We start from the raw sequence: 26,644 nt of genomic DNA on the forward strand, positions 1-26,644 counted from the left end.
TGGCGCAGGTCGTCAAGCGGTTGCATCCCGCCCGCAAGAATACCGGTGAGCCCCTTGGACAATACACTCGCGAACTCACACTTTTTGATTCGATGGAGCAAGAGTTACTTCTATCGATGAGTGAAAGGCAGCTGCCATCTCATCTCATTGGGACACTCCTTCTCAGACGTCCCAGCAGTGTTGAGCGGCAGATTCAATCTCTTCGGAGCCGGCAGGCTAGGCCGCCTCCTCGCTGATGGGGCCGCCGCCAATCCGCCAGCCCGTGCGACCGTAAGCGACTCCTCGCGCTGAACAGATGAACGCACCTCGCGGCGGGCCTGGAGGCCGGGCCCGCCGGACCGTGCGCGAATGGGCCGGGACTGCCGTTGAGGTTCGGGGCAGGCCCCCATGCCCAGGCCCCGACGGAGGGCACGGCCTCGGAGACGCCCGCTGCCGCGTCCGGCACGGACGAAAACACGCCCGCTCGGGGAGCAGGGCGTTAGCCTCCCGCCCTCCCTCTCACCGGAGCCCCTCATGAAGACCAACCCCTACGACGCTCTCCCCCGGGTGCCTTCGTTCACCGTCACCAGCACCGACGTGCGCGATGGACAGACGCTGGCCACCGCGCAGCTCAGCGGCATCTTCGGCGCGGGCGGCCAGGACGTGTCGCCGCAGCTGGCGTGGAGCGGCTTCCCGGAGGACACGAAGAGCTTCGCCGTCACGGTCTACGACCCGGACGCGCCCACCGCGAGCGGCTTCTGGCACTGGGCGGTGGTCAACCTGCCCCGCACCACCACCAGCCTGCCCCCGGGCGCGGGCTCGCCGGACGGCGAGCAGCTGCCCTCGGGCGCCTTCCAGCTCCGCAACGACGGCGGCACCCCTGGCTTCGTCGGCGCCGCGCCGCCACCGGGACATGGCGCGCACCGCTACTTCATCGTCGTGCACGCCGTGGACGTGGAGTCGCTCGACATCCCGAAGGACGCCTCACCCGCGCTGCTGGGCTTCAACCTCTTCACCCACACGCTCGCGCGCGCCACGCTCGTGGGCACCTACGGGCGGTGAGCCACGCCGTCGCGCCGGAGGCTCACCCCTCCGGCGCGGCCGGCGTCAGCAGCAGGTCCGACAGGCCGGGCTTGGAGCGGCGCAGCAGGTCCTCCAGCGTGTACCGGTCCAGCGTGGCGAGGAACGCGTTCCGCGCCTCCGCCAGCACGCCCTGGAGGCCGCAGGCCGGCGCGATGGGGCAGGTGTTGCGCTCGCGGTCGAAGCACTCCACCAGGTGGAAGTCCGGCTCGGCCGCGCGCACCACGCGGCCCAGCCGGATGTCCGCCGGGGGCCGGCCCAGCAACACGCCGCCCGAGCGCCCCGGCCTCACCTCCACGTCGCCCTGCTGCGCCAGCGTCTGCACCACGCGCACCAGGTGGTGCTTGGAGATGCCGTAGGAGTCCGCGATCTCCTGCGTGGACGCAGGCCGCCCCGGACGCACCGCCAGGTACATGAGGACGCGCAGCGAATAGTCGGCGTGAAGGGTCAGGCGCAAATCAGGCGGCTCCGGCGACAGGCCCTCCTCTCGACGTGCTCGGCAGGAAGGCATCCGCGTGGATGTCCTTCAGCGAGAACCCCGCGAGAAAGAGCTTCTTGCGCAGGGATAGCACCGCTTCGGGATTGCCGCAGAGGAACGCTCGCCAGCCCACGGGCCGCTTGGGGAGGCAGGTGAGCACCTTCGCCTCCAGCGCCCCCTCCTCCACGTCCCCGCCGCCTCCCGCCAGCACGACGGGGCGGTAGTGGAGGTTCGGGTGGCGCGCCGCCAGGGCCCGGAGCGCGCCCACGTGGTACAGCCCGCCCGGCTCCAGCGCGCCGTGGAACAGGTGGATGGGCCCGGCGTGCCCCGACTCCAGCGCGTCCCGCAGGATTCCGTACAGCGGCGCGAGCCCCGTGCCCGTCCCCGCCAGCAGCAGCGGCGACTCCGGCTGGCCGGGGACGTAGAAACAATCCCCGGCCGGCCCCTGCACGTGCACCCGCGCGCCGGGCCGGACGTCGCGGACGAGCCAGCCGCTCATGGCGCCCCCCGGCACGAGCCGGACGTGCAGCTCCAGCTGGCCCTCGCGAGGCAGGCTCGCCAGCGAGTAGCTGCGCGCGAGCCCGTCCTCGCGCACCACCGTGACGTACTGCCCCGCCCGGTAGTCGAGCGGCGCCTCCACCTCCAGCCGCACCGCGGACACGTCGCCGCTGAGCGCCTCCGTGGCCACCACGCGCGCGGGGACGCGCAGCTCCGACGCCCCCGCCACCTCCAGCGCCACGCCCTCCTGGGGCCGGCACGTGCACGCGAGGAAGTAGCCGCGCGCGCGCAGCGTGTCCTTGAGCCCCACCTGCGCCGCTTCCGGCACCGGGCCCGACACGGCCCGCATCAGACAGGACTGGCAGGCCCCCGCCCGGCACGCGTGCGGCACTTGCACGCCCTGGCGCAGCAGGCCGTCCAGCACCGTCTCGCCGGGCTCCAGCGGATACCACTCGGCTTCATGCCGTACCTTCGCCATGACGTGCCTCCAGTGTCGCTTCAGCGATTCAGGACGTCCGCCCGCGCGCTCTCGGCGATGGTCAGCACCTGCCCCACCAGCGCCGCGGGCACGCCCAGTTCCTCCAGCGTCTCCTTCAGGTGCCCCACCACCGCGTCGAAGTGCGACGCGTTCAGCCCGCGCTCCACCAGGTGCTTGTGCCCCGCGCGCATGTCCTTGCCCGAGTAGGCCGACGGCCCTCCGCACACCATCGTCAGGAACGCCTTCTGCTTCGCCGACTGGCGCTCCATGTCCACGTCCTCGAAGAAGTGGCTGATGCGGTCGTCGCCCAGCACCTTCCGGTAGAAGACCTCCACCGCCGCCGCCATCGCCGGCGCTCCACCGATCTGCTCGTACACGCTCGCCATGACCTCGCTCCCTTCTGGGCCCACGCCCCAAAAGATGCATTCTCAATGCATCTTTTACGAGCGACCCGTCAACACGCCGGGGCGCGGCACATCGGGATAACTTCTCGCGCATGTGCCATCGCCTCATGCGCGACGTCCTGGTGGGCCGTGGCGCACCCGCCTGGCGGGCGCGGGCCGTGGCCTCACGAGGAGCGCCACCGGCCTCGCAGCGGGCCCTCCGTGGAGCTGGAGTCGCCACCGGGCGCCGTCGTGCCCGCGCCGCTGGGGGACGGCGCCCCGCCTCAAGGACTCCTCCGCCTCTTCGACGCGGACGGCGTCCCCTCGCGGCCGCACGTGGGACGGGAGGTCTACGCCCTGCCCGTGGACGTGAGCCATCAGGCGGGCAGCAGGCTCCGCGCGCGGCGCACCACGCGCTCCATGCCGCTCTTCATGTGGTCCAGGGCCAGGGAGCGGTTCACCGGCGTGGGGCGGTACCCCAGGGGCCCCAGGTGCTTGCGCAGCACGTGGTTGGCGCGCAGCGCGCGCAGGTGCCGGGCCGTCTCGCGGGTGTTGAAGATGATGGACAGCGACACGGAGACATCCTCCGTGCCGTTCTTCACGTAGTGCGGCGCCACGAAGGGGATGTGCAGCGCGTCCCCGGGCCCGAAGGCGTAGCGCGTCGCCGTCGCGTCGAAGGTCTCGCGATAGCTCACCTTGGAGCCGGAGCGCGCGACGAAGGACTCCAGCTCCGGCGCGGGGACCACCTGCTCGTCCCACGCCTTGGAGACGTGCACCGCCTTGCTCCCCCGGAACTGCATCAGCAGCGTGGAGTAGCGATCCAGGTGGAAGGGCGTGACGCTGCCGGGGGACGCGATGAAGAGGTAGAGCATCGGATCCACGGCGCGCGTGCCCACGCCCTGCGCGCGCATCAGGTCCTCCACCTCCGACAGGAGCGCGCGGTACAGCTCGTGGAAGCTGGGGTCCTGCTCCGGCGCGCGCAGCATGATGTACGAGCTGCTCGTCATCATGTTCTCCACGGTGTCCTTCAGCGACAGGCCGGTGCGGTAGTCCACGTGCGCGCGGTCGAAGTCCGCGTCCTTGGGCAGCAGGCCGGAGCTGAAGAACACGTTCTCCGAGGGCAGCCGCTGCACCACGCCCGCCAGGTTCTCCAGCTCCAGCGCGGGATGCCCCAGGAGCGTGTGGCGGCACCGGAAGGACTCACGGTCGAACTGCAACGGCGACCCGACGGACTCGAAGATGCGCATCACGGCTGGGAGCTCCTTGCCGCACGTGGCGACAGGTGAGCCCCCATGGCACCAGAGCGCTGGCGCAGCCGTCAAAATGGGGCGTTTCTGCCCCGTGGCCTCATGGGGCATTCTGCCCCGCTCCCCGCTGGCCGGCGCAGGCCGCCTGCCCGCCCTGCTGTCGCCCTCCGGGGTGGGGCGGGCGTGGTCGGGAATCATGCCCATGTTTCAACCCTCACCTCGACGGGAGGAGAAGACATGGCGCTGGAAGCAATCCTGTTGTGGGCGGTGATTGGCCTCATCGCCGGATGGCTCGCGTCCGCGGTGGTCGGCGGTGGCTACGGCCTGATTGGCGACATCGTCGTGGGCGTGGTGGGCGCGTTCCTGGGAGGCTTCATCCTCCGGGCGCTCGGCACGGGGGCCCCGTTCGGCGGACTCGCGGGCACCATCTTCGTGGCGTTCATCGGAGCGGTGGTGCTGCTGCTGATACTCCGGCTCATCCACTCGAGCACGGTCCGAAGGGTCTGAGCCTGGGGCCCCGCCGCGCCTGATGACGCCAGACACCAGGGGCCTGACGGCAGTCATCAGGGCGGCGGCCCTTTGTGGGCGCGCTGGTGGCGCTGCCGCCAGTCATTCCGAGGACTTGGACGATGCAGGGGGCATGGCACGCGCCGTGCTCTAGCCCCCTGCATCGCTGAACCGGCCGGCTGACCCGCCGGCCCATCCAACCTCGAGGAACCCCGCCATGGCGCTCTCCCCCCTGTCGAAGTCGTCCGTTGCCAGCTCCTCCTTCTCGCCCCGCACGTCCGCTCCGGAGCTCTCCAGCGCGGTGGCGCGCCCCTCGGCGGTGACGGCGGACGCGGTGAAGGGCAAGAACGGCCCGGGTTCGCTCCAGGGGATGTTCCAGGCGGATGGCTTCGACGGCGCGGCGGGCGTGGGCAAGGCGGCCAACCCCATGGCGCAGCTGGCCGAGATGGTCCAGATGCTGAAGCAGTTGGTGGACATGCTCGGCGGGATGAACGGCGCCGGCGCGCAGCAGGGCGCCGCTCCTGGCATCGAGGGCGCGGCGGGCGGCACCGGCGCGGCGGGCAACGCGGGCGCGGGTGCTGCGACGGGCGCGGGTGCTGCGACGGGCGCGGGCGCCAGTGGCGCGCAGCAGGCCCCCGCCGTCGAGCAGGCCGCGGCCCCGGCCGCCGCTGACGCCGCCGCTCCCGCGGCGCAGGGCGCCCCGGCCCCGGCGGCCCCCAAGCAGGAGGCGCCGGTCTCCGGTCCCCAGTCGGTGGGCGCCCAGGGCGCGGCGAAGGGCAAGAACACCATCACCCTCAACAACGACGGCGACAAGCCGATGACGGTGAACTTCACCCCCAACGCGGGCGAGAAGGCCATCGACTCCGTCACGCTGAAGCCCGGTGAGAGCAAGACGGTGCAGTTCCCGGACAACTGGTCCGGCAACTTCCGCAGCGACAACGGCGACGGCAAGAACGCGACGCTCGGTGAAGTGAAGTTCGACGGCGGGTTCGGGAACACCTACTACGACGTCAGCTACATCGAGGGCCACAACACCGCCATGACCATCCAGCCGGACGGCGGCGGCCGCCTGTCGGGCACGATGGAGAACCTGCTCGACTCCGCGCCGGACTCCGTGAAGGCCAAGGGAGCGGACGGCTCGGCGTACGGCATCAAGAAGAGCACCACCTCCAACGTGCAGGATCCGGAAGTGGTAGACTTCTTCCGCAAGCACGTGGGCGCGGATCAGGGCTACGTCATCCCCACGGATGACGCGAGCACGCTGGGCAGCAACACCAGCAACCTCGTCGTCCACCTGAAGGACCTAGCCTGATTCCCCTCACCCGAGGCCCCCATCCATGAGTGTCCGCCTCCCGTCTGGTCTCCCCCGCCCGGGCCTGCCCCTGCAGAGCCCCGCGCAGGAGAAGGAGGAGAAGGCGCAGTCCGGTGAAGGCAAGTCATCGGGCAAGGCCACCGGGAAGGGCGGCACCGGAAAGGGAGGCGTCGCGGTCAAGGGAGGCTCCGCGAAGGGAGCCTCCGCCAAGGGGGGCCTGGAGCAGTCAGGCCCCCAGGACGGCATGGACTTCGGGCGCTCCGGCGGGACGGAGCGCAATGAAGGCGGCGGCGCCGGGGCCGCCCAGCAGCAGGCGGGGATGGAGCCCGGCACGTCGACCGGCGCCGCCCCCCTGAGCACCCTGGAGCAGCCCCCCGCGCTCGCGGCCCAGACGCCCCAGACGGCGCCGGCGCTCCCCCAGCCGCCACCGCCGGTGGCGCCGCAGGTGGGCGTGCCGCCGCAGCTCGCGCGCCAGCCCGCCGCGTCGGACTCCTCCCGCGAGCGCACCGCGGCGGACGGCCAGTCGTCGGACGCCGCGAAGCTGGCGCTGGAGGGCCGCGCGAAGCTGCGCATCGCCGTCCTCAACCGGCTCCACCGCGGCCTCACGGAGGTGGAGGGGAAGATGAGCGCCTTCCTCCCCAACGCCGGCCGCCAGGGCGTCGTCACCCTGCCGGTGGTGCTGAGCGTGAGCACCGTCACCTTCGAGTGGTGGACGTCCGCGAACGCGGTCCCCGAGGACCGGGCCTACCTGGCCCAGGTGCTGGGCGAGCCCGGCTCGGTGGACGACGCCACGCTCTTGGGCACGCTGCGCTCGGAGATTGGCCTGGCCTTCGCGGAGTTCCCCCGCACGCCCCAGGGCGTGGAGGCCCGCAAGCTGTACGAGGCCGTCCTCCAGAAGTACGAGTCCGCCCGCATCCAGCCCATCGTCGCGGGCCACGACACCGGCCCCGTGGTGGGGGAGTGCGCGCGGCTGGGCCTGCCCTGCGACAAGGACTTCACCCGCTCCGTGCTCCTGGCCCCCTGGATGCTGGCCGTCGGCCAGAGCCCGGACGAGGGCACCGCGACGCAGGTGATGGTGGCGGGCCTCACGCTGCCCCAGCTGGGCGCGCTGGTGGGCCACCTGCGCCAGCTCAACCCGCTGCTCAGCAACGCCCAGCTGCGCGCGCTGCTCCTGCGCGCCTCCACGGACATGAAGCTCGCGCTGCGCAAGGTGATGGGCCAGCAGGAGGTGGAGCAGGTGCAGGCCCTGGCGCGCCAGCTCCTGCGGCTCCAGGCCGTGCAGCACCTCGTCGTCTGAAGGGGACCGCGCGCTCCCTGGGTCAGGCGCGGAAGACGGCGGGCCGCAGCGCCAGCTCCGCCGTCGGCTCCAACGTCACGGACGCGAGCAGCGACTCGGCGTCGGCGCGCGTCGCCTCCAGCCGGTGCGCCAGCTGCGTGTACGTGAAGGTGAAGGCCACCTCTTCGCGCAGCACGTAGAACTGGAGCTGCGCGAGCGCCAGCGACCGCAGCCGGAAGGTGTACTCGCGCAGCAGGCCGGGGTTGGCGCCGAAGGTGGCCTTGCGCTCCGACACCGGGTGGAAGGCCTCCGCCGTGCGCACGCCCTCCAGCATGCGCGCGGCGAAGCGCTCCAAGGACTCACCGGGGACCGCGGGCTCCAGCGACACCACGAGGTTCGCGCGGAAGCCCGCCTCCTCCGGCCCCACCGCCACGACCTGGCTGGCGTCGAACCAGCCGGCGGGCAGCGAGACGCGCAGGGGACCGTGGCGGATGGAGCGGGGCGCCATGCGGCGTCAGCCCCTATGAGGACTCGCGGCCGAAGTTGGCCATGGCGCGCGAGCCGCCGCCGTCCGTGTTGCCGAGCGTGACGGCCTTCAGCCCGCCCTCCTGCGCGGCCTGGGCCTCGGACATGCCCTGGGCGCTCTCGACGATCATCTGCCCGCCGCCCTGGTGCTGGTTCCAGCTGATCTCCATGGAGTCCGCGAGCCGCTGCGCGTCCACCGGGATCTCGGAGCCGGTGCTGGGGTCCTTGATGAGGTAGCGGCCCTGGTCGTCCTTGCCCTCGACGGAGACCCAGTGCGCGCGGCCCGTCTCGCCCGGCTTCGTCGTGGGGTCCACCAGGCTGGAGTCCACCATCACCGCGCCCTTGCCACCGCGGGCGAGCGCTTCGTCCAGGGCCTTGGTGTCCAGCTGGGACGACGTCTGCGTCACCTTCACGCCCTGGTTCGCCAGCATGTTGGACAGCTCATGCGGCGACGTGCCCTGGCCCTGCGTGAAGCGCGACTCCAGCGCGTCCATCTTCTCCTTGGTGGACGCGGGCTGGGTCTTGCTGTTGCCGAGCTCGTTGCCCAGCATCACCGCCACCGCGGCGCCGCAGTTGTTCTGGTTGGTCTGCTGGACCACGTCCGGGTCCGCGCCCGCGGCGTCCCAGCCGCCCAGCTCCGGGGCCTTGGGCGCGCTCGCGAGCGTCCCGTCGACGCCCAGGTCCTCCGCCGACGCGCCCGCGACGGGCTGGAAGCGGCTCGCCCACTCCGGGTCGACCGCCTGCTCCGCCGCGAAGGCGTCCGTGGCCTGCTCCGCCTGCACGGCGGTGGGCGCGCTCTCCACCTGCGAGACGACCTTCGCCTCCGGCAGCCCCACCTGCTGAGCGGTCTGCTGCGGCTGGGAGGACGGCTGCACCTGCGCCAGGTGCTGGAAGTTTCGAAGAACGTTGGAAAGGTTCACGCTCACGGTCGTGGCTCCGGAGGGGGGGAGGGGGATGTCATCCTACCTGTGATGCCGCCCCGTGTTAAGGCTCCCCGGAGGGATCCAGCCCGTGCTTGCGCAGGAGCTTCCGGAGATAGACACGGTCGATATCAGCTTCGCGGGAAGCCCTGGAAATGTTGCCTTCGCAGCGCTCGATGAGGTTCTTCAGGTAGTCACGTTCGAACACTTCGATGAGGTGTTCTTTTGCTTCCTTGAAGGGCAGGTCCAGATCCGGACCCTTGCGGCCGTCCGCGCCCGGGGGCGCCTCCAGGTCCGGCAGGGCCTCCTCGCCCAGGTTGACGACCTGCTCCACCACGTTGCGCAGCTCGCGCACGTTGCCGGGCCAGGGGTACTGCATGAGCAGGGCGCGGGTCTGGTCCGACAGCGCGCCGGGCGGCCGGCCCATCTGCTTGAGCATGTGGTCGATGAGCAGCGGGATGTCCTCCGGGCGCTCGCGCAGCGCGGGCAGCGTCACGCGCAGCACGGCGAGCCGGTGGAAGAGGTCGCGGCGGAACTTCCCCTGGTTGACGGCCTGCTCCAGGTTCACGTGCGAGGCGGCCACCACGCGCACGTTCACCGTGAAGTAGTCGTTGCCGCCCACGCGCTTCACCTGCCGGCGCTCCAGCACGCGCAGCAGGCGCGGCTGGAGCTCCAGGGGCAGCTCGCCGATCTCGTCCAGGAAGACGGTGCCGTTCTGGGCGCGCTCGAAGGCGCCGGCGCGGTCGCCCTGGGCGCCGGTGAAGGAGCCCTTCACGTGGCCGAAGAGCTCGGACTCGATGAGGGTGGAGGGCACGCCCGCCAGGTCCACGATGACGAAGGGGCCCTTGGCGCGCGGGCTCTGCTGGTGGATGGCCTCCGCGCACAGGTCCTTGCCGGTGCCCGTCTCGCCGTGGATGAGCACGTCCGCGCCGCCGGGCGCCAGGCGCTCCAGCACGGTGAAGGCCTCGCGCATCTTGCGGCTCTGGCCCACGAGCGCGCCGAAGCGGTCGCGCGAGGACAGGGGCAGCGAGCGCTCGCGCGAGTCCTCCGGCACCAGCTTCAGCTCGGTGGCGCCCAGGGTGATGACGCTGCCGGGGCGCAGCTCCATGGAGGTGAAGCGCAGGCCCTCCACGAACGAGCCGTTGTGCGAGCCCAGGTCCGTGGCGACGACGTGCTCGTCGTGCACCTCCAGCTTCAGGTGCTGGCGGGAGACGGCCTTGTCCAAGAGGACGATGTCACACGTGGGGTTCTTGCCCACGGTGTACGTCCCCTGCTTGAGCGGGTGTGACTTGCCGGCATCCGCGCCGGAAAGCACCCGGAGCAACATCCGCACCTGTCCCGCCCGACCCCGGTTCAGGGTGGCCGTGGCATCCAGGAGCGCCTCGTCCTCGTCTGGCGGCAGCGACACGGGGCGGGACGGTAGCACGCCCCGCCATCACCGCCAGCAGCCGCGCGTGTCTCCTACCTGCGACGACCGCGAGGCGGCTTGCGGGCGGGCGGGCGGGGGTACTCCATGGGCAGGGTCTCCAGCCACGCGTCCACCTCGCCCACGCGCTCGTCCAGGCCGGACTCGCTGAAGCGCTCCCGGGCGCGGGTGGCCTCGCCCCGGGCCTCCGGCGACTGGCCCGTCTGGTACAGCGCCCGCGCCAGCGCGAAGCCGGACTCGGCCAGCGCATCCGGGGGCGCGGACGCGAAGGACACCGCCAGCTGCAGCGGCGCCACGGAGTCGCGCGCCCGGCCCAGCCCCAGCAGCGCCTGGCCCACGCCGTCGTAGGAGGGCTGGAGGCCCTCGTCGCCCTCGGGCAGCAGCTCGCGCTTGAGGGCCACGGCCTGCTCGTAGGTCTTCAGCGCGTCGTCGTAGCGCTTCATCCCCAGCTGGCACATGCCCAGCTCGTCCAGCGCCTCCGCCACCTGGGGGCTCCTGTCGCCGTGGAGGGCCTTGTAGAGGTCCACCACCGCCTGGGCGTGCGGCAGGGCGCGCTCGGGCTGCCCGGCCTCGCGCAGGGCCAGGGACAGCATGCCGTGCCGGCGGGCCGTGTCCGGGTGCACCGGGCCCACCGCCGCCTCGGTCCTCGCGAGCGCCGTCTCCAGGAGCGGCACCGCCTGCTTCGCGTCGCCGGTGCCCAGCACCAGCCGCCCCAGGAGGAAGAGCGCCCGGGCGCGCTTGGGGTGGTCCGAGGGCAGCGCCTTGTCGTAGAGGGCGCTCGCCTCCTCCAGCCGCTTGCGGGCCTCGTCCATGTGGCCCTGGGACATGGCGAGGTTGGCCTGGTTCACCTTCACGTCGGCCTCCAGCACGGGCTCGCCGCCCAGGCGCTGGAGGGTGGCCTCCGCCAGCTCGCCCCAGTTCGCCGCCGGGTCGTAGTGCTTCTGGCCGTCCTCCACGTAGAGGAGCTTGTTGAGGATGGCGACCTTCAGCCGGTCCGCCCGGCCGGCCTCCGCGTCGAACACGGCGCGGGACAACAGGCGCGACGCCTCCGGCGACTGGCCCGTCTGCTCCTGGAGCCAGCCCTGGTGGAACCCCAGCTCCGCCTTGAGCGGCAGGTAGCCCGTCCTCTCCACCGGCGCCTCCAGCGCCTTCACCGCCGCGAGCGCCGCCGGGTAGCGGCCCGCGTCCACCTGCGCGCGCACCTCCGACAGCTGGTCCTCCAGCTTCTCGATCGCGTCGCGCAGGGCGGGGTCGGAGGGGCGGCGCTGCTGCTCGGCCAGCGACTCCACGTCCTCGCACTCGTGCAGGGCGGGCAGCGCGTGGGCCATGTCCACGGCCTTCTCCACCATGGCCGCGTCCGCGCCGGAGAGCAGGTCCACCGTGGCGCGCAGGTCCTTGCGACGGCGCTCCAGGCACACCACCTGCCGGTCCAGCTGCTCCTCCGGCTTCACGCCGCTCACCCGCGCGTCCTCGCAGGCCTGGACGCGCTGGTGCTTCCACGCGTCCGCGTACTGCGCCAGCACCTGGAGGGTGCGGGAGGCCATGCCCTCCGCGAAGGGCTTCCCGGTGGCGCGGAAGGCGGACTCCACCCGCGCCCTCGCGTCCGGCGTCCAGACGGCGTCCATCCCCGCGCCGGCGTCCACGCACACCTGGGACTGCTGCCACGCCACGCCGCCCGCCACCGCCAGCGAGGTGACCATGGCGCCCGCGGCGCCCAGCCAGCGCTTGCGCTGCCCGTGGCGCTGCTCCTGGGAGAGCGCGTCCAGCAGGGCCTGCATCGAGGCGAAGCGCGCGTCCGCGTCCAGCGACAGCCCGCGCAGCACCGCCTGCCGCACCCAGCCGGGCACCCTCGCGTCGCGCGGGGGCTCGCGGATGAGCGCGGGCGGCGGCGCGATGGCGGGGGCCCTGGCCGGCGCGGCGTTCAACGACTGCGTGCCGCCCAGGGACTGCGTGCCGTCCGCCTCCAGCTCCGCGCTGCGGCTGGCGGACGCGTAGGCCTTGATGCTGCCCGGGTCGAAGGGGCGCGTGCCGTAGAGCGCGCCGTAGAGCGCCGCGCAGAAGCTGAACTGGTCCGTGCGCGCGTCCAGCTGCGTGCCCCGGAACTGCTCCGGGGACATGTAGTTGGGCGTGCCCACCAGCAGGCCCGCCTCCGTGAGCGTGGTGTCCAGCATGCGCCGGTCCGAGGACTCCAGCAGCTGGGCCTCCTCCGGCGTGGCCGGGGCCTCCGGCGCGTCCCCCACCTGCCGCGCCAGCCCGAAGTCCGTCACGTAGACGCGGCCCGCGTGGCTCACCAGCACGTTGGCGGGCTTGAAGTCGCGGTGCACCAGCCCCGCCGCGTGCGCGGCCTGGAGGCCCCGGCCCGCCTGGAGGTAGCGCTCCAGCACCTCGCGCCAGGACGGCTTCGCCTCCTTCAGCCACGAGCCCAGCGTGCCGCCCTCCACCAGCTCCATGGCGACGAAGACCTGGTCGCCCCACATGCCCACGTCGAAGACGGGGATGACGTTGGGATGGGAGACGCGCGCCATGGCCTGCGCCTCGCGCAGGAGCCGGGAGCGCGCCTCCTCGTTGTCCCGGTTGGCGCTCGGGTGCAGCAGCTTGAGGGCGACCTTGCGGTCCAGGTCCGGGTCGTAGGCGGCGTACACCACGCCCATGCCGCCCTGCCCCAGCTTGCGCAGGAGCAGGTAGCGGCCCACCTGGGGCACGGGCGGGACGTCCTCCGCGCGGCGAGGCCGGGGGCCCGTTCCATATCCTCCCGAGCCCCGGCCCGTCCCCGCGCCGGAGCGCACGGAATCCGAGGGGCCGGTGCTGGTGCTTCGCCTTCCGGTGTCTCTCTTCGTCATGGGGCCCTGACCTGATCCACGAGTGTAACGCCGGCCCTCGCCCGCTCCGAACATCCTTCCGCGACGCGTCACCCCAGGCCGCCTGCCTGGTGACGGCAGTCATCAGCGCCGGGAGCGCGGTCACCAGGGTCCGCGCACAGGGTGGGACACAACCCCCTGGAATCCGGAGGACGCCGGAGGACGGGCGGCTGGCATGCGGGCCGCAATGGGGGAGCCCATCGCGGTGCTCGCAGCCCTCCCCTCCTGGAGTCCCCCATGGTCCTCGACACCCCCACCCTCCGGAAGCCGCTGTCTCCCGTCAGCCCTCCCGCCGTCGCCGGGAAGCCGGCCGTGGCCGCGCCCGTGGAGGCGAAGGCGCCCGCGGTGGTGGCGGATGGGTTCGACGCGAAGAAGCCGGCCGCGGGTCCGGACCTGTCCGGCGTGGGCGCCGCGGTGAAGGCCGCCGTGGACGCGAAGCCGGCGGCGGTCCCCCAGCTGCGCGTGGGCCTGGCGGCGACGGGCGCGGCCCCGCCCGAGCGCCAGACGGTGTCCGGCGAGGACAAGGCGAAGCAGGCGGTGGACCTGAAGACGGTGGGCGAGAGCCGCCAGGAGACGGCGGACGCGCAGCAGGCCCTGCGGGAGAAGACGACCCAGGAGGCCGACCGCCTCTTCGCCATGGCGGACGGCCAGGCGCAGGTCCCCGAGGGCGCCAGCGTCAAGCGCGTGTCCGACAGCGAGGTGGAGCTCACCCGCGTCAACGGCCAGCGGGAGCTCGTCGAGCGCTCCGTCGCGACGAAGAAGGACGGCGCGGTGGTGATGGACAGCGCCACCTATGAGGACGGCGTCAACAAGCGCGACCGGCTGGAGCTGAAGGCGGACGGCGCCACGCTGGTGGAGCGCGCGGAGTGGAAGGGCGACAGGAACGAGGCGGCGGACCTCAAGTCCTTCGGCGACATCTCCCAGGTGCGCGACGCGGGGCTGACCTACACGCGCAACGAGGTCTCCGTCGAGAAGCACGAGGACGGCGACCGGCTCCACACCGACGCGTACTCGCAGGTGAACGGCAACGCCGAGGGCAGCCGCACCTCGTACTACCAGCAGAAGGGCGGCGGCAGCATCGACAACAAGCTCAAGGGCCCGTTCGACTTCGACAAGCCGGTGGACCGCTCGGACACGTACTCGTACTCCCTCCCCGCGCCGGACGCGGACGGCAAGCAGGCCCCGCCGCAGTACAGCCGCGTGCAGAGCTTCTCCCAGGACCACGTGAAGGCCACGTCCTACGTGGACCGCACCCTGGACGGCCACACGCAGTACGCGGGGGAAGGGCCGCACACGTTCGAGGACATGGCCCGGGTCCGCGACGAGTACTCCCAGCACGGCGGCGAGGACTACGACGCGGACAAGACGGGCGATGGCCGCCCGCCGAAGCGCTGGACGGTGGACCTGCAGAAGGGCGCGGACCGGCTGGACTCGCAGACCTTCATCGAGGGCTACCCGGACGCGACCCTCAAGACGGAGAAGACGCGCGAGGGCAGCACCGTGAAGGAGAGGTTCGAGGGCAAGACCTTCGAGAGCGCGGGCTCCTCCAAGCGCGTGCCGGTGAGCGGCGAGTCCACCACCACCTACGGCCAGGACGGCTCCATCGAGAAGCTGGACTCCCGGAGCCGCGAGCCGGACGGCTCCGACCTGGAGCAGCACTACCAGAGCAGCCGCAGGGCCACGGACCCGGGCCTGGAGCTCCAGGAGTCGCTGGAGACGAAGCGCACGAAGGACGGCCGGACGGAGCACGTGCTCAAGGAGGACACGTCGCTGCTGTCGGACCAGGGCGCGCAGCTGGTGGGCTCGCGCACCACGGTGACGGACGCGGACGGACGCAAGGGCCTCCACGAGGTGGGCAAGGACGGCGAGCGGATGCAGCTGTCCGGCAAGGACGGCGCGGACCTGCGCGACGTCACCGACGCGGAGGCCTTCAAGGACGACGACTTCGGCCGCGTCCTGCTGGAGCAGGCGTCCATCTCCACCGCGAACACGGTGAACCAGTTCGCCAACAGCGGCGGCGCGAAGGCGCTCACCGTCCTCCAGGGGCTGAGCCAGGACGCGGGCCGGCTGCCGGCGAAGGCGACGGAGCTCCTGGGCAGGGACGCCCTCTCCAAGGGCCTGAACGCGGCGCAGGGCGGCGCGAGCGCGCTGGGCGGCGTGGCGGGCGTGGTGGCGGGCGGGATGACGCTCTCGCGAGGCATCCGCGAGAACAACATGCCGGACATCGTGAAGGGCGTGGCGGACACGGCCAACGGCGCGGCGAACCTCTACACGGGCGGCAAGGCCTTCGCGGACGCCATCCGGGGCTTCAAGAACGCGGGGGCGCTCACCACGACCGCCTCCACGGCCAGCGCGGCGAAGAGCATCCCCTGGGCGAAGACGCTGGCGGATCCGAAGGTGGGCGGCGCCCTCACCCGCACGGTGCTGGACTCGGTGAAGGGCATGGGCGGCATCGGCAAGGTGGCCGGCACGGCGGCGAGCCTGGGGGGCAAGGCGCTCTCCGCGCTCAAGGCGGCGGGCGGCGCGGCCAACGTGCTGGGCGCGGTGGGCGGCGCGGCGGGCGGGGTGATGGACATCGTCAACGGCGCGAAGGTGAACGACGGGGCCCAGATCGCCAAGGGCGCGGTCGGCATCGCGGGCAGCCTGGGCGGCGCGGTGGCGGTGGGCGCGATTGGCGGCCCCCTGGGCATGGCCGTGGGCGCGGGCATCGGCCTGCTGACCTTCGGCTTCGGGAAGCTCATGGACCTCATCAGCGACAAGCCGCACAAGATCGCCGAGCTGCAGATCGACTGAAGCGACGCCTGGAGCGAGGCGGCGGTGGAATCGGAGCCACCGCCGCCTCCTCGACTTCAGCGCCTCCCGCGCAGGGTGCGCTCGTAGTCCTCGTAGCGCAGCTTCGCGATGGTGCGCCGGTCGCGGGTGCGCACCACGACTCCCTCCGGATGCTTGCCGGCCCCGGCGTCCAGCGCGCACCGGGTCGCGGGCGCGTGCTCGCGCAGCCAGGCGAACGCGCCCTCCAGGTCCTTGGGGAGCGCGGCGCCGTCCTGCTCGAGGATGCGCGGCGTGGTCTCCAGCCCGTGCTCGCGGGCGAAGGCCTGGAGCGCGTCCTCGGTCACGAAGGGCTGGCCGCCGGACTCGCGCCAGCCGGCGATCCGCTCCGCGGACCAGGTGAGGGGGGGCTCGGGGTCGGTGAGGCGCACCACGTCGAAGACGCGGTAGCCCACGCGCTTCTCGGCCGTGTACTGCTTGCTGTGGGCGGTGACGTTTCCGCCGTACACCTCGCCGAAGACGACGGTGATGCCGCCCGCGTCGAGCCGCTTCTCGAGCAGGGCGTCCGCCACCGGGCGCAGGTGCTCCACGATGCCCAGGGCCGGGTTCCCGATGAGGTCCCCGCTCGCGTAGAGGAACTCCTCGCGGCTGCCCAGCAGGTACGTGCCATCCGGCAGGAACACGATGCGCGCGTTGGTGCCGTCCACCTTCTCCGTGCCGACCACGGGCCCATCGAACGCGATGGCGGGCTCGGCCAGCCGGCCCTTGTCGCCCAGCGTGTGGTACGTGGGGATGGACGGGTACTTCGTCAGCGAGTTGAGCGTGCGCAGGTTGGCGGTGCGAACGGAGAACGTCATGGCGCGGCCTCGGGGTAGGAGGGGCGACCGTAGCAGAAGCCCCCGGGAGGCTCGCGCGACGCAGGGGCTCTCCGGGGCCTGACGCCCGGGTCGCCGTGAGGCGGAGTCGGCGGCGGCGAAGAGGAGGTCCGCCAGCTCCGACGTCGCGCGCCCGCCCCCCGCCCGGCCCCGACGGGAGCCTGCTTCCCCGTGACGCGCGGGTTGACGCGCGTCCCCTCCGCCCCTCTTATCTGCCCTCCCCCTGAGCAGGAGTCCCCGTTGGCAGGCGTCCCGGTCGAGTTGACCCCGGAGGATTACGAGGCAGTCACCCGGAAGCCCGGCATGTGCGTCGTGGACTTCTGGGCGCCGTGGTGTGAGCCCTGCCATGCGTTCGCCCCCGTCTTCGCCGAGGCGGCCGCGCGGTTCACGGACATCCGCTTCGCGCGGCTCGACGCGGAGGCGCACGAGGCGGTGGCCGAGCCGCTGGACATCGATACCTTCCCCACGCTCGTCGCGTTCAAGGACGGACTGGAGGTCCACCGCGTCTCCGAGGCGCTGTCCCCCGAAGCGCTGGACCGGCTCCTGGGCGCGCTGCGGGCCGTGGACGTCGCGGAGGAGAAGCGCCGCGCCGCCAACCGCGAGCAGACCGAGGCGGGCCGGCGCCCCTCCGGCGTCCCCGAGGGCGCCACCTGGGACGACGGCGACGCGGAGTGGTCCTTCGGCCCGAAGGACTCCCAGGGCCGGCCCCACGGCACGTGGCGGTACTGGCGCGCCGACGGCACCCTCTGCAACGAGTGCGTCATGAAGCAGGGCACGCCGCACGGCCCCTTCAAGCGCTTCCATGAGGACGGCTCGGTGTCCCAGGAAGGCACCTTCGAGCAGGGCCAGCTCCACGGCCCGCGCACCTGGACGGCCTCCGAGCACTTCACCACCGAGCGCATGCACGAAGGCGGCGTGAGCCAGCGCGTGCGCCGGACGGTGATGCACTACGCGCACGGCACCGTGCGGCAGGTGCTGCACTACGACGGCGAGGGCCAGCGCGTGGTGCCCTCCACCGGCGAGCCCTACCCCACCCGCCCGGCCCACCTGCCGGAGGACGCCGAGCTGCGCGAGGACCTGGACCAGTGGGCGAAGGTGACGCTCAACGCGGACGGCGAGCGCCACGGCCTCACCCGCTTCTGGGACGCGCAGGGCCAGCTCCTCTGGGAGGCCGAGTTCGCGGACGGCCTGCGCCACGGGCGCTACGAGTCGCGGGCGGAGGGCGCCTACGCGGACTTCCGCGTCCACTTCGAGGTGGGCCGGGCGGAGGGCGACCTCGCGTGTGACACGTGGTCCCTGCTGGACGCCCAGCGCGCGGTGCTGCTCACGCGCGACCTGGGCCGGGCGATGGATGAGCGGACGCTGGCGCGCTCGCCGGTGTTCTCCAACCTCGCCCGGAGCGCGGAGGGCTGGCGCGAGCTGGCGAAGGAGGCCCGCGCGGACCGGCGCTACCGCGAGGCCCTGCTGGCCACGGCGCGCGCGTGCGCCACGTCCCTGGACGTCCAGCCGCTGAAGGAGGGCCTGGAGGAGCTGACGCTGCCTCGGACGCAGGACTCCGCGCGCGCGGTCGCGGACGAGGTGGTGGAGGAGGCAGGCCAGGCGTGGGCGCCCATGGCGGACGCGCTCATGCGCGGCGGAGAGGCCGCCACGCTGCTGCGGGCCTACGCGGTGCTGCTGGACCAGACGGATCGGCCTCGCGCGGCGCTGGACTTCCTGCACGCGGCGATGCTGCTCGCGCCGGAGCGCGAGGCGTACCTGTTCACCCGCGGCCTCATCCTGTTGAACCTGGGCGTGGCGGAGCAGGTGCGGAAGGACGCGGAGGGGCTCGCGGAGGTGGAGCCGGACACCTCCACGTTCCTCGCCACGTACGCGCGGGCGCTGTTCCCCCGGTTCGACTTCTGGGCGGGCCAGGAGCCGCCGCGCTGCACCTATGACGGCCTCCCGGAGAAGCCCGCGCAGCCCCTGGAGGCCATCCAGCAGGTGGTGCGCAAGTACGCCACGCGGCTCCAGGCGATCCGCGGCGCGCTCCTTCAGCGGTTCAAGCCCGGCGCCTCGGTGTCCTGGCTGCCGCCGGACCTGTCGGGCCTCCTGGGCGAGGGGCCGGTGGAGCTGAAGCAGCACGAACTGGAGTCGGACGAGGACGAGCAGGTGGAGGTCGACGAGACGGTCGACCTGGAGCTGGGGCTCGCGGACCTGACGCTGATGTTGCGCGGGGACTGGAGCGCGCTGTCGTGGCTGCTGTGGTCGTGCGGGGAGACGACGTTCCGCATGCCCGCGCGCGTCGCGCCGCCCGCGGACTACGGGCAGGCGGTGGGACAGGCCTCGCAGCGGCTGTGGCAGAGCCGGGACCGCAAGTTCCGGGGAGACGCCAGCGCGACGAAGCCCGGCCAGGGCTTCCTGTTCGAGGGCGTCGCGCTGGGCGACCTGCACCCGAACCTGGTGTCCATCGCGGAGCGGCAGTACGCGGAGACGCAGGCGATGTTCTATTGGCTCAATGACCCGGATCACGTCTCTCCGTGGCAGAGCAATCTGAGGGGCAGCTAGTCATGAATCGGATTCGTGAAACCATCGAGGTCGCGGAGCCCCTGTGGCGGGCGCTGGAGCAGATGAGCCACGACCTGGGCGTGGACCGGGACGCCCTGGTGGCGCAGGCCCTGTTCATGCTCGCGCGGCAGAACGGATATGTGGCGCCGACGCCCGTGGCGCTCGGTGTGACGGGCGCGGGCGAGCCCGTGCGGACACCAGCGCCCCGGCCTCCGGAGCCCAGCGCCCGTCCGGCCGTGCCCCCCACCCCGGTCGCACCCGTGAAGGGGGGCGCGCCGGCCGTGGCCGCGTCCGAGCCCGTGAAGGCCCGAGCCCGCGTGGACGAGGCCGCCCAGGCGCGAGCCCGCATGCAGGAGGTCCTCACCTCGGTGGATGCGGTCGTGCAGCCCCGCGACGTGCCGGTCGCGTCCGATGACGAGGAGGAGTCGGACGAGGAGGACTCCGACGACGACGCGTCTTCCGATGAGGGTGAGGAGGCCGGTGATGCGTCCTCCGATGAGGGCGAGGAGGCCGGCGACGAAGCGTCGGATGAGGACGAAGCGGCGGCCGCGTCTTCGGACGACGAGGCGGCTGACGACGAAGCGTCGGATGAGGACGAGGCGGCTGACGCGTCTTCGGACGACGAGGCGGCTGACGACGAGGCGGCTGACGCGTCTTCGGACGACGAGGCGGCTGACGGCGACTCCGACGAAGAAGAGGCGGACGAAGGTGCCTCCAGCGCGGCGGACGACGCATCCGCCGACGTCGGGACGGGTGAGGACGAAGCGTCGGGTGAGGGCTCGAACCGCGAAGAAGCGGCCGCCTCCGCGGATCCGGGTTCGGAGGACGTGGACGACGCGGACGCTGCCGACATCGCGGCGGCGATCGGCTCCGAGGAGCTCCCCGGCTCCGAAGAAGACGACGACTCGGAGCCCGAAGAGCCCAAGACGGGTGAGGAGGCGGCGGGCGCCGGCGAAGACGCTGCGCGCGCCGCGGCGTCCGAAGCGGGCGACGAGAAGGCCGCCGCGTCCGCCAGCGACGAGGCGCAGGACGCGGGCTCCGAGGAGCAGGAGTCGCGCTCCGACGACGCAGCCGAGGAGCAGGACCTGCCCTTCGTGGCGCCTCCGGCCTCGAAGGCCTCCGCCGTCCGCAGGCGGGGCCGAGTGCTCCGGTCCACCGCTCCCGAGGACACGCCCGCGGAGTCCAACAAGGGCCGCAAGGCCGCGCCCGCCCCCAAGCCCCCCGCGCGCATGGACCTCTTCGTGCGCCTGAGCCCGGACGGCCCCTCCACGCGGGTGGACGTGGAGCGCTTCACCCTGGGGCGCGGCCCGCAGTGCAGCCTCGTCGTGAAGTCCGGCAGGGTCTCCCGCGAGCACGCCATCGTCGTGCGCGAGGGCAACGACTACTTCATCGAGGACCTGAACTCGTCCAACGGGACCTGGATCAACCACAAGCGCATCAAGCGTCAGCGGATCGCGGACGGGGACACCTTCAACCTGGGGACCGAGGCCGTGTACTTCTCCCTCCAGCCCTCGGAAGACTGAGGCGCTCAGGGCTCCCGCGGCGGATTGAGGATGCCCAGGGCGGAGATGACTCCGCCCAGCACCAGCAGCGCGGCGGTGACGACCATCACCCGGTGGAAGCCCGCGACGTCCAGTCGCGGCCCCACGATGAGCCCGGTGAACGCGATGGCGACGAGCCCCGCGACCCGGGCGATGGCGTTGTTGATGGCCGAGCCGATGCCCGCCTGCTCCTTGTGGACGGAGCCGAGCACCGCCGCCGTCAACGGCGCCACCGTCGTCGTCAGCCCCAGCCCGAACACCAGCACGCCCGGCAGCATCTGCGTCCAGAAGTCCACCGGCGTCCGCGCGCGCAGCATGAGCAGGAACCCGGCGCCCGCGACACACGGCCCCACCGTCATGAACAGGCGCGGACCGAGCCGGCCCGCGAGCCCGCCGAACACCGACGACAGCAGCAACATGAGGATCGTCGTCGGCATCAGCGACAGCCCCGCCGTCGTCGCGCGAAAGCCTCCCACCTGCTGGAGGAACAGCGTGATGACGAACTCGCTCAGCGCCAGCGCCCCATAGATGAACGCCGTGGCCAGGTTGCCCACCCAGAAGTTCCGCGCCCGGAAGAGCCCCAGGGGCATCATCGGGTGCGACGAGCGCCGCTCCTGCCAGAGGAACGCGAGGAACGCCGGCACGCCCACGCCCAGCGACGCCAGCACCGAGGGATGCGTCCAGCCCACGCTCCCCTGCTCAATCAGCGCGTAGACCGTCCCGCCCAATCCCAGGCACGCCAGCGCGGCGCCTGGGATGTCGATGCGCCCCCCCTCCGGACGGGCGGGCTCCTCCATGCGCGCGAGCAGCGTCAGCGTCAACGCGATGGGCAGCACGTTGATGGCGAAGATCCAGCGCCACCCCACCGTGTCCACCAGCAGGCCACCGACCAGCGGCCCCGCGATGAACGCGCCGCCCGTCCAGCCGGTCCAGGCGCCAATGGCCTTCGCCTGCTCGGGGCCGGAGAAGAAGGACAGGATGAGCGCCAGCGAGCCCGGCACCAGGAGCGCGCCCGTCGCCCCTTGCAGCGCGCGGGCGAGGATGAGCACCGCGCCCGTCGGCGCCACCGCGCACAGGAGCGACGTGGCCCCGAAGCCCAGCAGGCCCAGCCGCAGGATGCGCTTGCGCCCGAACGCATCCGACAGCGAGCCCGCGGCCAGCATCAGCGAGCCCAGCGTGATGAGGTAGGCGTCCACCACCCACTGCTGGAGCGCGAGCCCTCCGCCCAGGTCCCGCACCATCGCCGGCAACGCGACGTTGATGATCGCCCCGTCGAGGAACGTGACGAGCGAGGCGAGCACGGCGATTCCCAGGACCAGCCGCTGTGGAGGAGTCACGATGCCGCGACTTTCCCGGAGGCCCTCGCGCCGCGCACCCGGCGGGCCCCACGGGACGTCAGGCAGCGGACGGCACCGGGGACGAGGCGCCCCACCGGCGCGTCCACCGCGTCCAGTTGGACACCGACGAGCGCAATCGAGCGCCACGGCGGCATCCACGTCCCACGCCCGGCGCGCTTCCTGGAAATCCACGCGGACGCCGACGAGCGCCCAAAGCCCGCGAACACCTCGCGGGCCTCCCCTGGGTGGACGCGTTGACAGGAGCCACCGTCTCCGACATGAGGAAAGGTCGCTCCAGCAAGCACCGGGGCGCGCGGCCAGACGTCTTCGCTGGCCGTGAAGCCAGACTGGAGCGCCCCATGGATTCACCCGCCGAGCTGCCCTCCCTCATCGCCCAGGCGTCGCACTGGCCCGTGGTGCCCGTGCTGACCCGGGTGGGGCTGGCCATCGCCATTGGCCTCTTCATCGGCCTGGAGCGCGAGCACAGCCGCAAGACGGGCGTGCGCACCTTCGCGCTCACGGCGCTGATGGGCTGCCTGGGCGGGCTCACCGGCCAGGCCTTCGCGCTGGTGGCGGCGGGCTTCGTCACGCTGCTGGTGCTGCTGATGAACGGCCGGGAGCTCCTGCTCCACCGGCGCCTGGCGCTCACCACCTCCACCGCGCTGATGGTGGTGGCCTTCTGCGGCATCCTGTGCGGCATGGGCCACACGTTCACGCCCATCGTCGTGGGCGTGCTGACGGCGGCGCTGCTCGCCTGGAAGCAGTCCATCGCGGGCTTCGTGGGCGGCCTGTCCGACAAGGAGCTGCGCTCCGCCATCCTGCTCGCGGTGCTGACGTTCGTCGTCTTCCCCATCCTGCCCGCGCAACCGGTGGACCCGTGGGGCCTCATCGAGCCCCAGTCCAACTGGGCCAGCGTCATCATCATCGCGGCGGTGGGCTTCGTGAACTACATGCTCCTGAAGACGCTGGGGCCCAAGGGCATGGAGGTCACCGCGTTCTTCGGCGGGCTGGTGAACAGCCGCAAGGTCATCGTGGAGCTGGCCACGCGCCTGAAGGAGGTGGGCGCGCCGCTCCTGCCCTCGGCCTACCGGGGCATCCTCCTGGCCACCGGCGCGATGCTGCTGCGAAACGGCCTCATCGTCCTCATCTTCGCCTCGCAGGCCGCCGTGCACTGCGCCATCCCGTTCACCCTGATGCTGCTGGTGAGCGCGGTGCTGTGGCGCCGCTCCCCCGCGCACGCGCCCACGGAGGGCACCCCCCAGCTGGCACTGGAGTCGCCCTTCCGCCTGATGGCGGCCCTCAAGTTCGGCGGCGTGTTCCTGGCGCTCAACGTCGCGGGCGCGCTGGCGCAGCGCAACTTCGGGTCCGCGAGCTTCTACTTCGTCAGCATCCTGGGGGGCCTCCTGTCGAGCGCGTCCTCCATCGCCTCCGCCGCCACGCTCATCAGCCACCACGAGATCTCCGCGGTCACGGGCGTCAACGGCGTCATCCTCTCCAGCCTCACCAGCATCGTGGTGAACATCCCGCTCATCCGGAGCATGGCGCAGGAGGCGTCCTTCCGGCGCCGCGTGTCCACCGCGCTGCTGGCCGTGGCGGTGGTGGGGCTGGTGGGCGTGGGGCTCAACCTGATGGTCTTCGAGACCCTCCTCCACTCCGCCTGAACCCGGGCGTCGCGGCGGGCACCGCCGCCCCTTCCCGGGGCCGCGCGGGCGCCCGCGGCGGCGGGGGCTGGGTGCGCGCCTGCCAGTGGCGGTAGGCTGCCGGGCATGCCGCTCCCGCCCCTCCTCCTGCTGGCTGACAGCGCTCCGCTGTTCTGGCGCATGGAGGGGCGCCCCTTCCTGGACTACGTGCGCGTGCTCACCGGCGCGGAGCTGCGCGTGCCGCCGGTGCGGGCCGCGTACCTGGGCGCGTCCAACGGCGACGTGCCAGAGTTCTACGACATCTTCGTCGCGGCCATGGAGGGCATCGGGCTCACGCGCTGCCGGAGCATCCCGGCCGCTCCGTCCCGCGAGGACCTCGCGTGGCTGAAGGACGCCGACGTCATCCTCCTCGCGGGCGGCGACCCACGCGTGGGCTGGGACGCGTTCCAGGCGCACGGCGTGGACGCGCTCCTGCGCGAGCGGCATCAGGCCGGTTCCGTGCTGATGGGCGTGTCCGCGGGGGCCATGCACCTGGGCCTGGGCGCGTGGCGCGACGACCTGCCCGGCGAGGACGAGCCCTTCCCCGTGCTGGGGCTCGCGCCCTACCTCATCGGCGTGCACGAGCCGCCCGAGTGGCCCGGCCTCAAGCTCGCCCTCCGGAACATGGGCCTGCCCACGCGGGGGCTGGGCATCCCGCAGGGGGGCGGCGTGCTGCTGCACGAGGACGGCAGCGTGGAGCCCGTGCGGCAGCCCGTGGTGGACGTGACCGTGGACGTGGAAGGGCGGCTGCACGAATCGCTGCTGCTGCCTCCGCCCACGCCGTACCGGGGTGAGGCCCCCGAAGCGCGGGTGGACCGGCGGACGCTCCAGTAGCGCCGCCTTGGCGAGGAACGACGATGGCGACGACAGCGGGCAGGACGGTGGCGGTGTGGGCGCTGGCCGTGGGGCTGACGGCGTGCGCGGGGGCGCCGAAGCGCGCGGAGCCGGGGGCCAGCGGGGACGGCGGCTGGGTCCAGGTGTGGAGCGACGAGTTCAACGGCACGGAGGTGGACGCGAGCAACTGGCGCATCCAGACCGACGTGCACGTGAACAACGAGCAGCAGCAGTACACGGCGTCGCCGGACAACGTGTCGGTGAGCGGCGGCACGTTGAAGCTCACGGCGCGGCTGCGGACGGCCAACGGGTATCCGTTCACGTCGGGCCGGGTGGAGAGCGCGGGCAAGCGGGAGTTCACCCACGCCCGCGTCGAGGCGCGCATCAAGCTGCCCGTGGGCGTGGGGCTCTGGCCGGCGTTCTGGATGCTGGGCGGCGACCTCCACACGGCGGGGTGGCCGGCGTGTGGGGAGCTCGACATCATGGAGAACGTCGGCTACGGCGACTGGGTGTCCGTCGCGTTGCATGGACCGGGCTACAGCGGCGACACGCCCATCAACGGCCGCTTCCATCCGCGCACGCCGGTGAGCGACTGGCACGAGTACCGGGTGGAGACGTCCCCGGAGGCCATCCACTGGTACATCGACGGGGAGCGCGTGAAGACGGCGACGCGCGAGGAGGTGGAGCGTCACGGCGCGTGGGCCTACAACAAGCCGCTCTTCATCATCTTCAACTTCGCGGTGGGCGGCGGCTACCCGGAGGGCGTCAACCGGACGCAGGAGCCGTACTTCGGCGTGCCGCAGGCCACGGTGGACCTGGTGCGCGACGCGCCGCAGACCATGGAGGTGGACTGGGTGCGCGTCTCCGAGAAGCGCTGACGCCATCCCTCTTACGGGGGATGGTCCGCGCCGTGCCTGGGTTCCTAGGGTGCTCCTCCTCCGGGAGGAACGAGCCATGGCGGTCACGGTGGTGGTGGTGTCGGGGCCCATCGGCGCGGGGAAGACGACCCTCGCGCAGGGGCTCGCGCGGCGGTTCGGCGCGCTGCATCTCCGCTCGCGGGACCTGCTGCGGAGGCAGGGCGGTGAAGGCTCACGAAGGTCGCGCCAGGACCGGAGCCTCACGCTGGACCGCGAGACGGGCGGGCGCTGGCTGGCGGACGGAGTGCTCGCAGCGCTTCAGGCCTCCGGCTCGATCGCCCTGGGCCAGCAGCCCCGCATCGTCGTGGATGCCGCGAGCAGCGGGGTGCAGCTGCATGGACTGCGCTCAAGCCCGGGGCTTCGCGTCGTTCACCTCCATCTGGAGGCAACCGAGCCAGCGCAGGCCCTCCGCGACGCGGAGCGGCGCTCGCGGTACGAGGACGCGGAGCCGGGCACCTTCACGGAGGTCGGGCTCCCTCCCACGGAGCCGCCTCCGCGCGCAGTGGACGCGAGGCAAGGCACGTTCGAGGAGTCCTGGGCGCATCCCGCGGAGCGCGCGGTTCATGAGCTGGCCGCGCTGGCGGACCTCGTGGTGGACACGGTGGGGACTCCGCCCGAGGCGGTGCTCGTGCGGGTGGCCAGTCGGCTCGGGCTGTATGGCCGACCTGACGAACGACAGGTGGACCTCGTCATCCCGGGGCCGCACGGTGATGAGCACGTGCGGCCCCTCACGGCACAGCTCGCGCCCCACTACGACGTGCTGCTTCGGGAGCCAGCCCCGAAGCCCTCACGCGCGGAGCTGGAGGACGCCTTCGCCCGGGGCCATCGCGTGCTCGTCGAGGGCGCCGGGACGACGGCGGGCGGCTGCCTCGTGGCGGCGGGCATCGCCCCGGGCCGGGTGCGGCGGACCGTCATGGTGTGCCGCACGGAGGGCCCCGCGCTCGACTGGGTGCGGCTGCGTGACGCGGCCACCCTCAACGCCCCCACGGACCTGGCCGTGGTGCTCGCGGGGGACCTGACCCGGAGCAACTGGAACGCACGGCGCTTCGACCAGCTCACCGACGCGGCCCGCCACCACCTGGAGGAGCTGGAGCGCGTCGCGGGTGCGCCCGTGTCCTTCCTCGCCCCCACCTCCCAGGCCCGCCACTTCATGGAGCGGCGGCCGTGGTGAGCCGGGTGCC

Annotated in this window: 21 protein-coding genes; 11 read left to right on the top strand and 10 right to left on the bottom strand. The window is 72.6% G+C overall.

Going from position 1 to position 26,644, the window contains the following annotated elements; genetic code table 11:
* Positions 1–513: 513 nt before the first annotated feature.
* On the top strand, positions 514–1,041 hold the full coding sequence (locus U8525_RS12355) for a YbhB/YbcL family Raf kinase inhibitor-like protein (RefSeq protein WP_374265077.1): 528 nt from the start codon (positions 514–516) through the stop codon (positions 1,039–1,041).
* 22 nt (positions 1,042–1,063) lie between these two features.
* Here the strand turns inward: U8525_RS12355 and U8525_RS12360 are convergent, their stop codons facing one another.
* From U8525_RS12360 to U8525_RS12375, 4 genes are all read right to left on the bottom strand, one after another.
* Positions 1,064–1,516 carry an Rrf2 family transcriptional regulator gene (locus tag U8525_RS12360; RefSeq protein ID WP_374265079.1) on the bottom strand — a complete coding sequence of 151 codons (453 nt, stop codon included), beginning with the start codon at positions 1,514–1,516 and terminating at the stop codon, positions 1,064–1,066.
* Between the two features lies 1 nt (position 1,517).
* Positions 1,518–2,513: an FAD-binding oxidoreductase gene (locus U8525_RS12365; RefSeq protein ID WP_374265081.1), complete on the bottom strand. Its 996-nt coding sequence runs from the start codon at positions 2,511–2,513 to the stop codon at positions 1,518–1,520.
* A 20-nt stretch (positions 2,514–2,533) separates the two neighbouring features.
* Positions 2,534–2,899 (bottom strand): group 1 truncated hemoglobin, encoded by a 366-nt coding sequence (locus U8525_RS12370; protein ID WP_374265083.1) that lies wholly within the window; start codon positions 2,897–2,899, stop codon positions 2,534–2,536.
* Positions 2,900–3,273: 374 nt separating this feature from the next.
* Entirely contained in the window at positions 3,274–4,143 is an 870-nt protein-coding gene (locus U8525_RS12375; protein ID WP_374265414.1) for a JmjC domain-containing protein, read from the bottom strand.
* A gap of 237 nt (positions 4,144–4,380) precedes the next feature.
* On the opposite strand from U8525_RS12375, the gene U8525_RS12380 reads away from it, so the two are divergent.
* The 3 genes from U8525_RS12380 to U8525_RS12390 all read left to right on the top strand — a co-directional run bounded on the left by U8525_RS12380 (position 4,381) and on the right by U8525_RS12390 (position 7,259).
* A complete protein-coding gene (locus U8525_RS12380) occupies positions 4,381–4,650 on the top strand; it encodes a GlsB/YeaQ/YmgE family stress response membrane protein (protein ID WP_120525713.1) in 270 nt (89 codons plus the stop codon).
* A 217-nt stretch (positions 4,651–4,867) separates the two neighbouring features.
* Positions 4,868–5,962, top strand: coding sequence for a hypothetical protein (locus U8525_RS12385; RefSeq protein ID WP_374265085.1), 1,095 nt, complete (start codon positions 4,868–4,870; stop codon positions 5,960–5,962).
* A 25-nt stretch (positions 5,963–5,987) separates the two neighbouring features.
* On the top strand, positions 5,988–7,259 hold the full coding sequence (locus tag U8525_RS12390; protein ID WP_374265086.1) for a hypothetical protein: 1,272 nt from the start codon (positions 5,988–5,990) through the stop codon (positions 7,257–7,259).
* A 22-nt stretch (positions 7,260–7,281) separates the two neighbouring features.
* Here U8525_RS12390 and U8525_RS12395 read toward each other — a convergent pair whose 3' ends face one another.
* The 4 genes from U8525_RS12395 to U8525_RS12410 form a co-directional block, all read right to left on the bottom strand.
* Entirely contained in the window at positions 7,282–7,746 is a 465-nt protein-coding gene (locus U8525_RS12395; RefSeq protein WP_374265089.1) for a DcrB-related protein, read from the bottom strand.
* Between the two features lie 13 nt (positions 7,747–7,759).
* Positions 7,760–8,689: a hypothetical protein gene (locus U8525_RS12400; RefSeq protein WP_374265092.1), complete on the bottom strand. Its 930-nt coding sequence runs from the start codon at positions 8,687–8,689 to the stop codon at positions 7,760–7,762.
* 58 nt (positions 8,690–8,747) lie between these two features.
* Entirely contained in the window at positions 8,748–10,010 is a 1,263-nt protein-coding gene (locus tag U8525_RS12405; protein WP_374265416.1) for a sigma 54-interacting transcriptional regulator, read from the bottom strand.
* Between the two features lie 134 nt (positions 10,011–10,144).
* The gene (locus tag U8525_RS12410; RefSeq protein ID WP_374265094.1) at positions 10,145–12,949 is read right to left on the bottom strand and encodes a tetratricopeptide repeat protein; all 2,805 of its coding nucleotides are present in this window, start codon (positions 12,947–12,949) and stop codon (positions 10,145–10,147) included.
* A 255-nt stretch (positions 12,950–13,204) separates the two neighbouring features.
* Here U8525_RS12410 and U8525_RS12415 point away from each other — a divergent pair, with 255 nt between their 5' ends.
* Positions 13,205–15,760 carry a hypothetical protein gene (locus tag U8525_RS12415; RefSeq protein WP_374265096.1) on the top strand — a complete coding sequence of 852 codons (2,556 nt, stop codon included), beginning with the start codon at positions 13,205–13,207 and terminating at the stop codon, positions 15,758–15,760.
* Between the two features lie 56 nt (positions 15,761–15,816).
* Here U8525_RS12415 and U8525_RS12420 read toward each other — a convergent pair whose 3' ends face one another.
* Positions 15,817–16,593, bottom strand: coding sequence for an RNA ligase family protein (locus U8525_RS12420; protein ID WP_374265098.1), 777 nt, complete (start codon positions 16,591–16,593; stop codon positions 15,817–15,819).
* 279 nt (positions 16,594–16,872) lie between these two features.
* Between U8525_RS12420 and U8525_RS12425 the strand changes: the two genes are divergently transcribed.
* Entirely contained in the window at positions 16,873–19,155 is a 2,283-nt protein-coding gene (locus tag U8525_RS12425; RefSeq protein ID WP_374265418.1) for a thioredoxin domain-containing protein, read from the top strand.
* A gap of 2 nt (positions 19,156–19,157) precedes the next feature.
* Complete coding sequence (locus U8525_RS12430) at positions 19,158–20,678, top strand: FHA domain-containing protein (RefSeq protein ID WP_374265100.1); 1,521 nt, start codon at positions 19,158–19,160, stop codon at positions 20,676–20,678.
* A 5-nt stretch (positions 20,679–20,683) separates the two neighbouring features.
* Here the strand turns inward: U8525_RS12430 and U8525_RS12435 are convergent, their stop codons facing one another.
* Positions 20,684–22,033 (bottom strand): MFS transporter, encoded by a 1,350-nt coding sequence (locus tag U8525_RS12435; protein ID WP_374265102.1) that lies wholly within the window; start codon positions 22,031–22,033, stop codon positions 20,684–20,686.
* Positions 22,034–22,392: 359 nt separating this feature from the next.
* Here U8525_RS12435 and U8525_RS12440 point away from each other — a divergent pair, with 359 nt between their 5' ends.
* From U8525_RS12440 to U8525_RS12455, 4 genes are all read left to right on the top strand, one after another.
* The gene (locus U8525_RS12440; protein WP_374265104.1) at positions 22,393–23,694 is read left to right on the top strand and encodes an MgtC/SapB family protein; all 1,302 of its coding nucleotides are present in this window, start codon (positions 22,393–22,395) and stop codon (positions 23,692–23,694) included.
* 105 nt (positions 23,695–23,799) lie between these two features.
* Positions 23,800–24,546: a Type 1 glutamine amidotransferase-like domain-containing protein gene (locus U8525_RS12445; protein WP_374265106.1), complete on the top strand. Its 747-nt coding sequence runs from the start codon at positions 23,800–23,802 to the stop codon at positions 24,544–24,546.
* 23 nt (positions 24,547–24,569) lie between these two features.
* Positions 24,570–25,424 (top strand): family 16 glycosylhydrolase, encoded by an 855-nt coding sequence (locus U8525_RS12450; RefSeq protein WP_374265108.1) that lies wholly within the window; start codon positions 24,570–24,572, stop codon positions 25,422–25,424.
* Between the two features lie 76 nt (positions 25,425–25,500).
* Complete coding sequence (locus U8525_RS12455) at positions 25,501–26,634, top strand: AAA family ATPase (RefSeq protein WP_374265110.1); 1,134 nt, start codon at positions 25,501–25,503, stop codon at positions 26,632–26,634.
* The last annotated feature ends 10 nt before the right edge of the window (positions 26,635–26,644 follow it).

The sequence above is a fragment of the Corallococcus sp. RDP092CA genome (assembly GCF_041903675.1).
Taxonomy (GTDB): domain Bacteria; phylum Myxococcota; class Myxococcia; order Myxococcales; family Myxococcaceae; genus Corallococcus.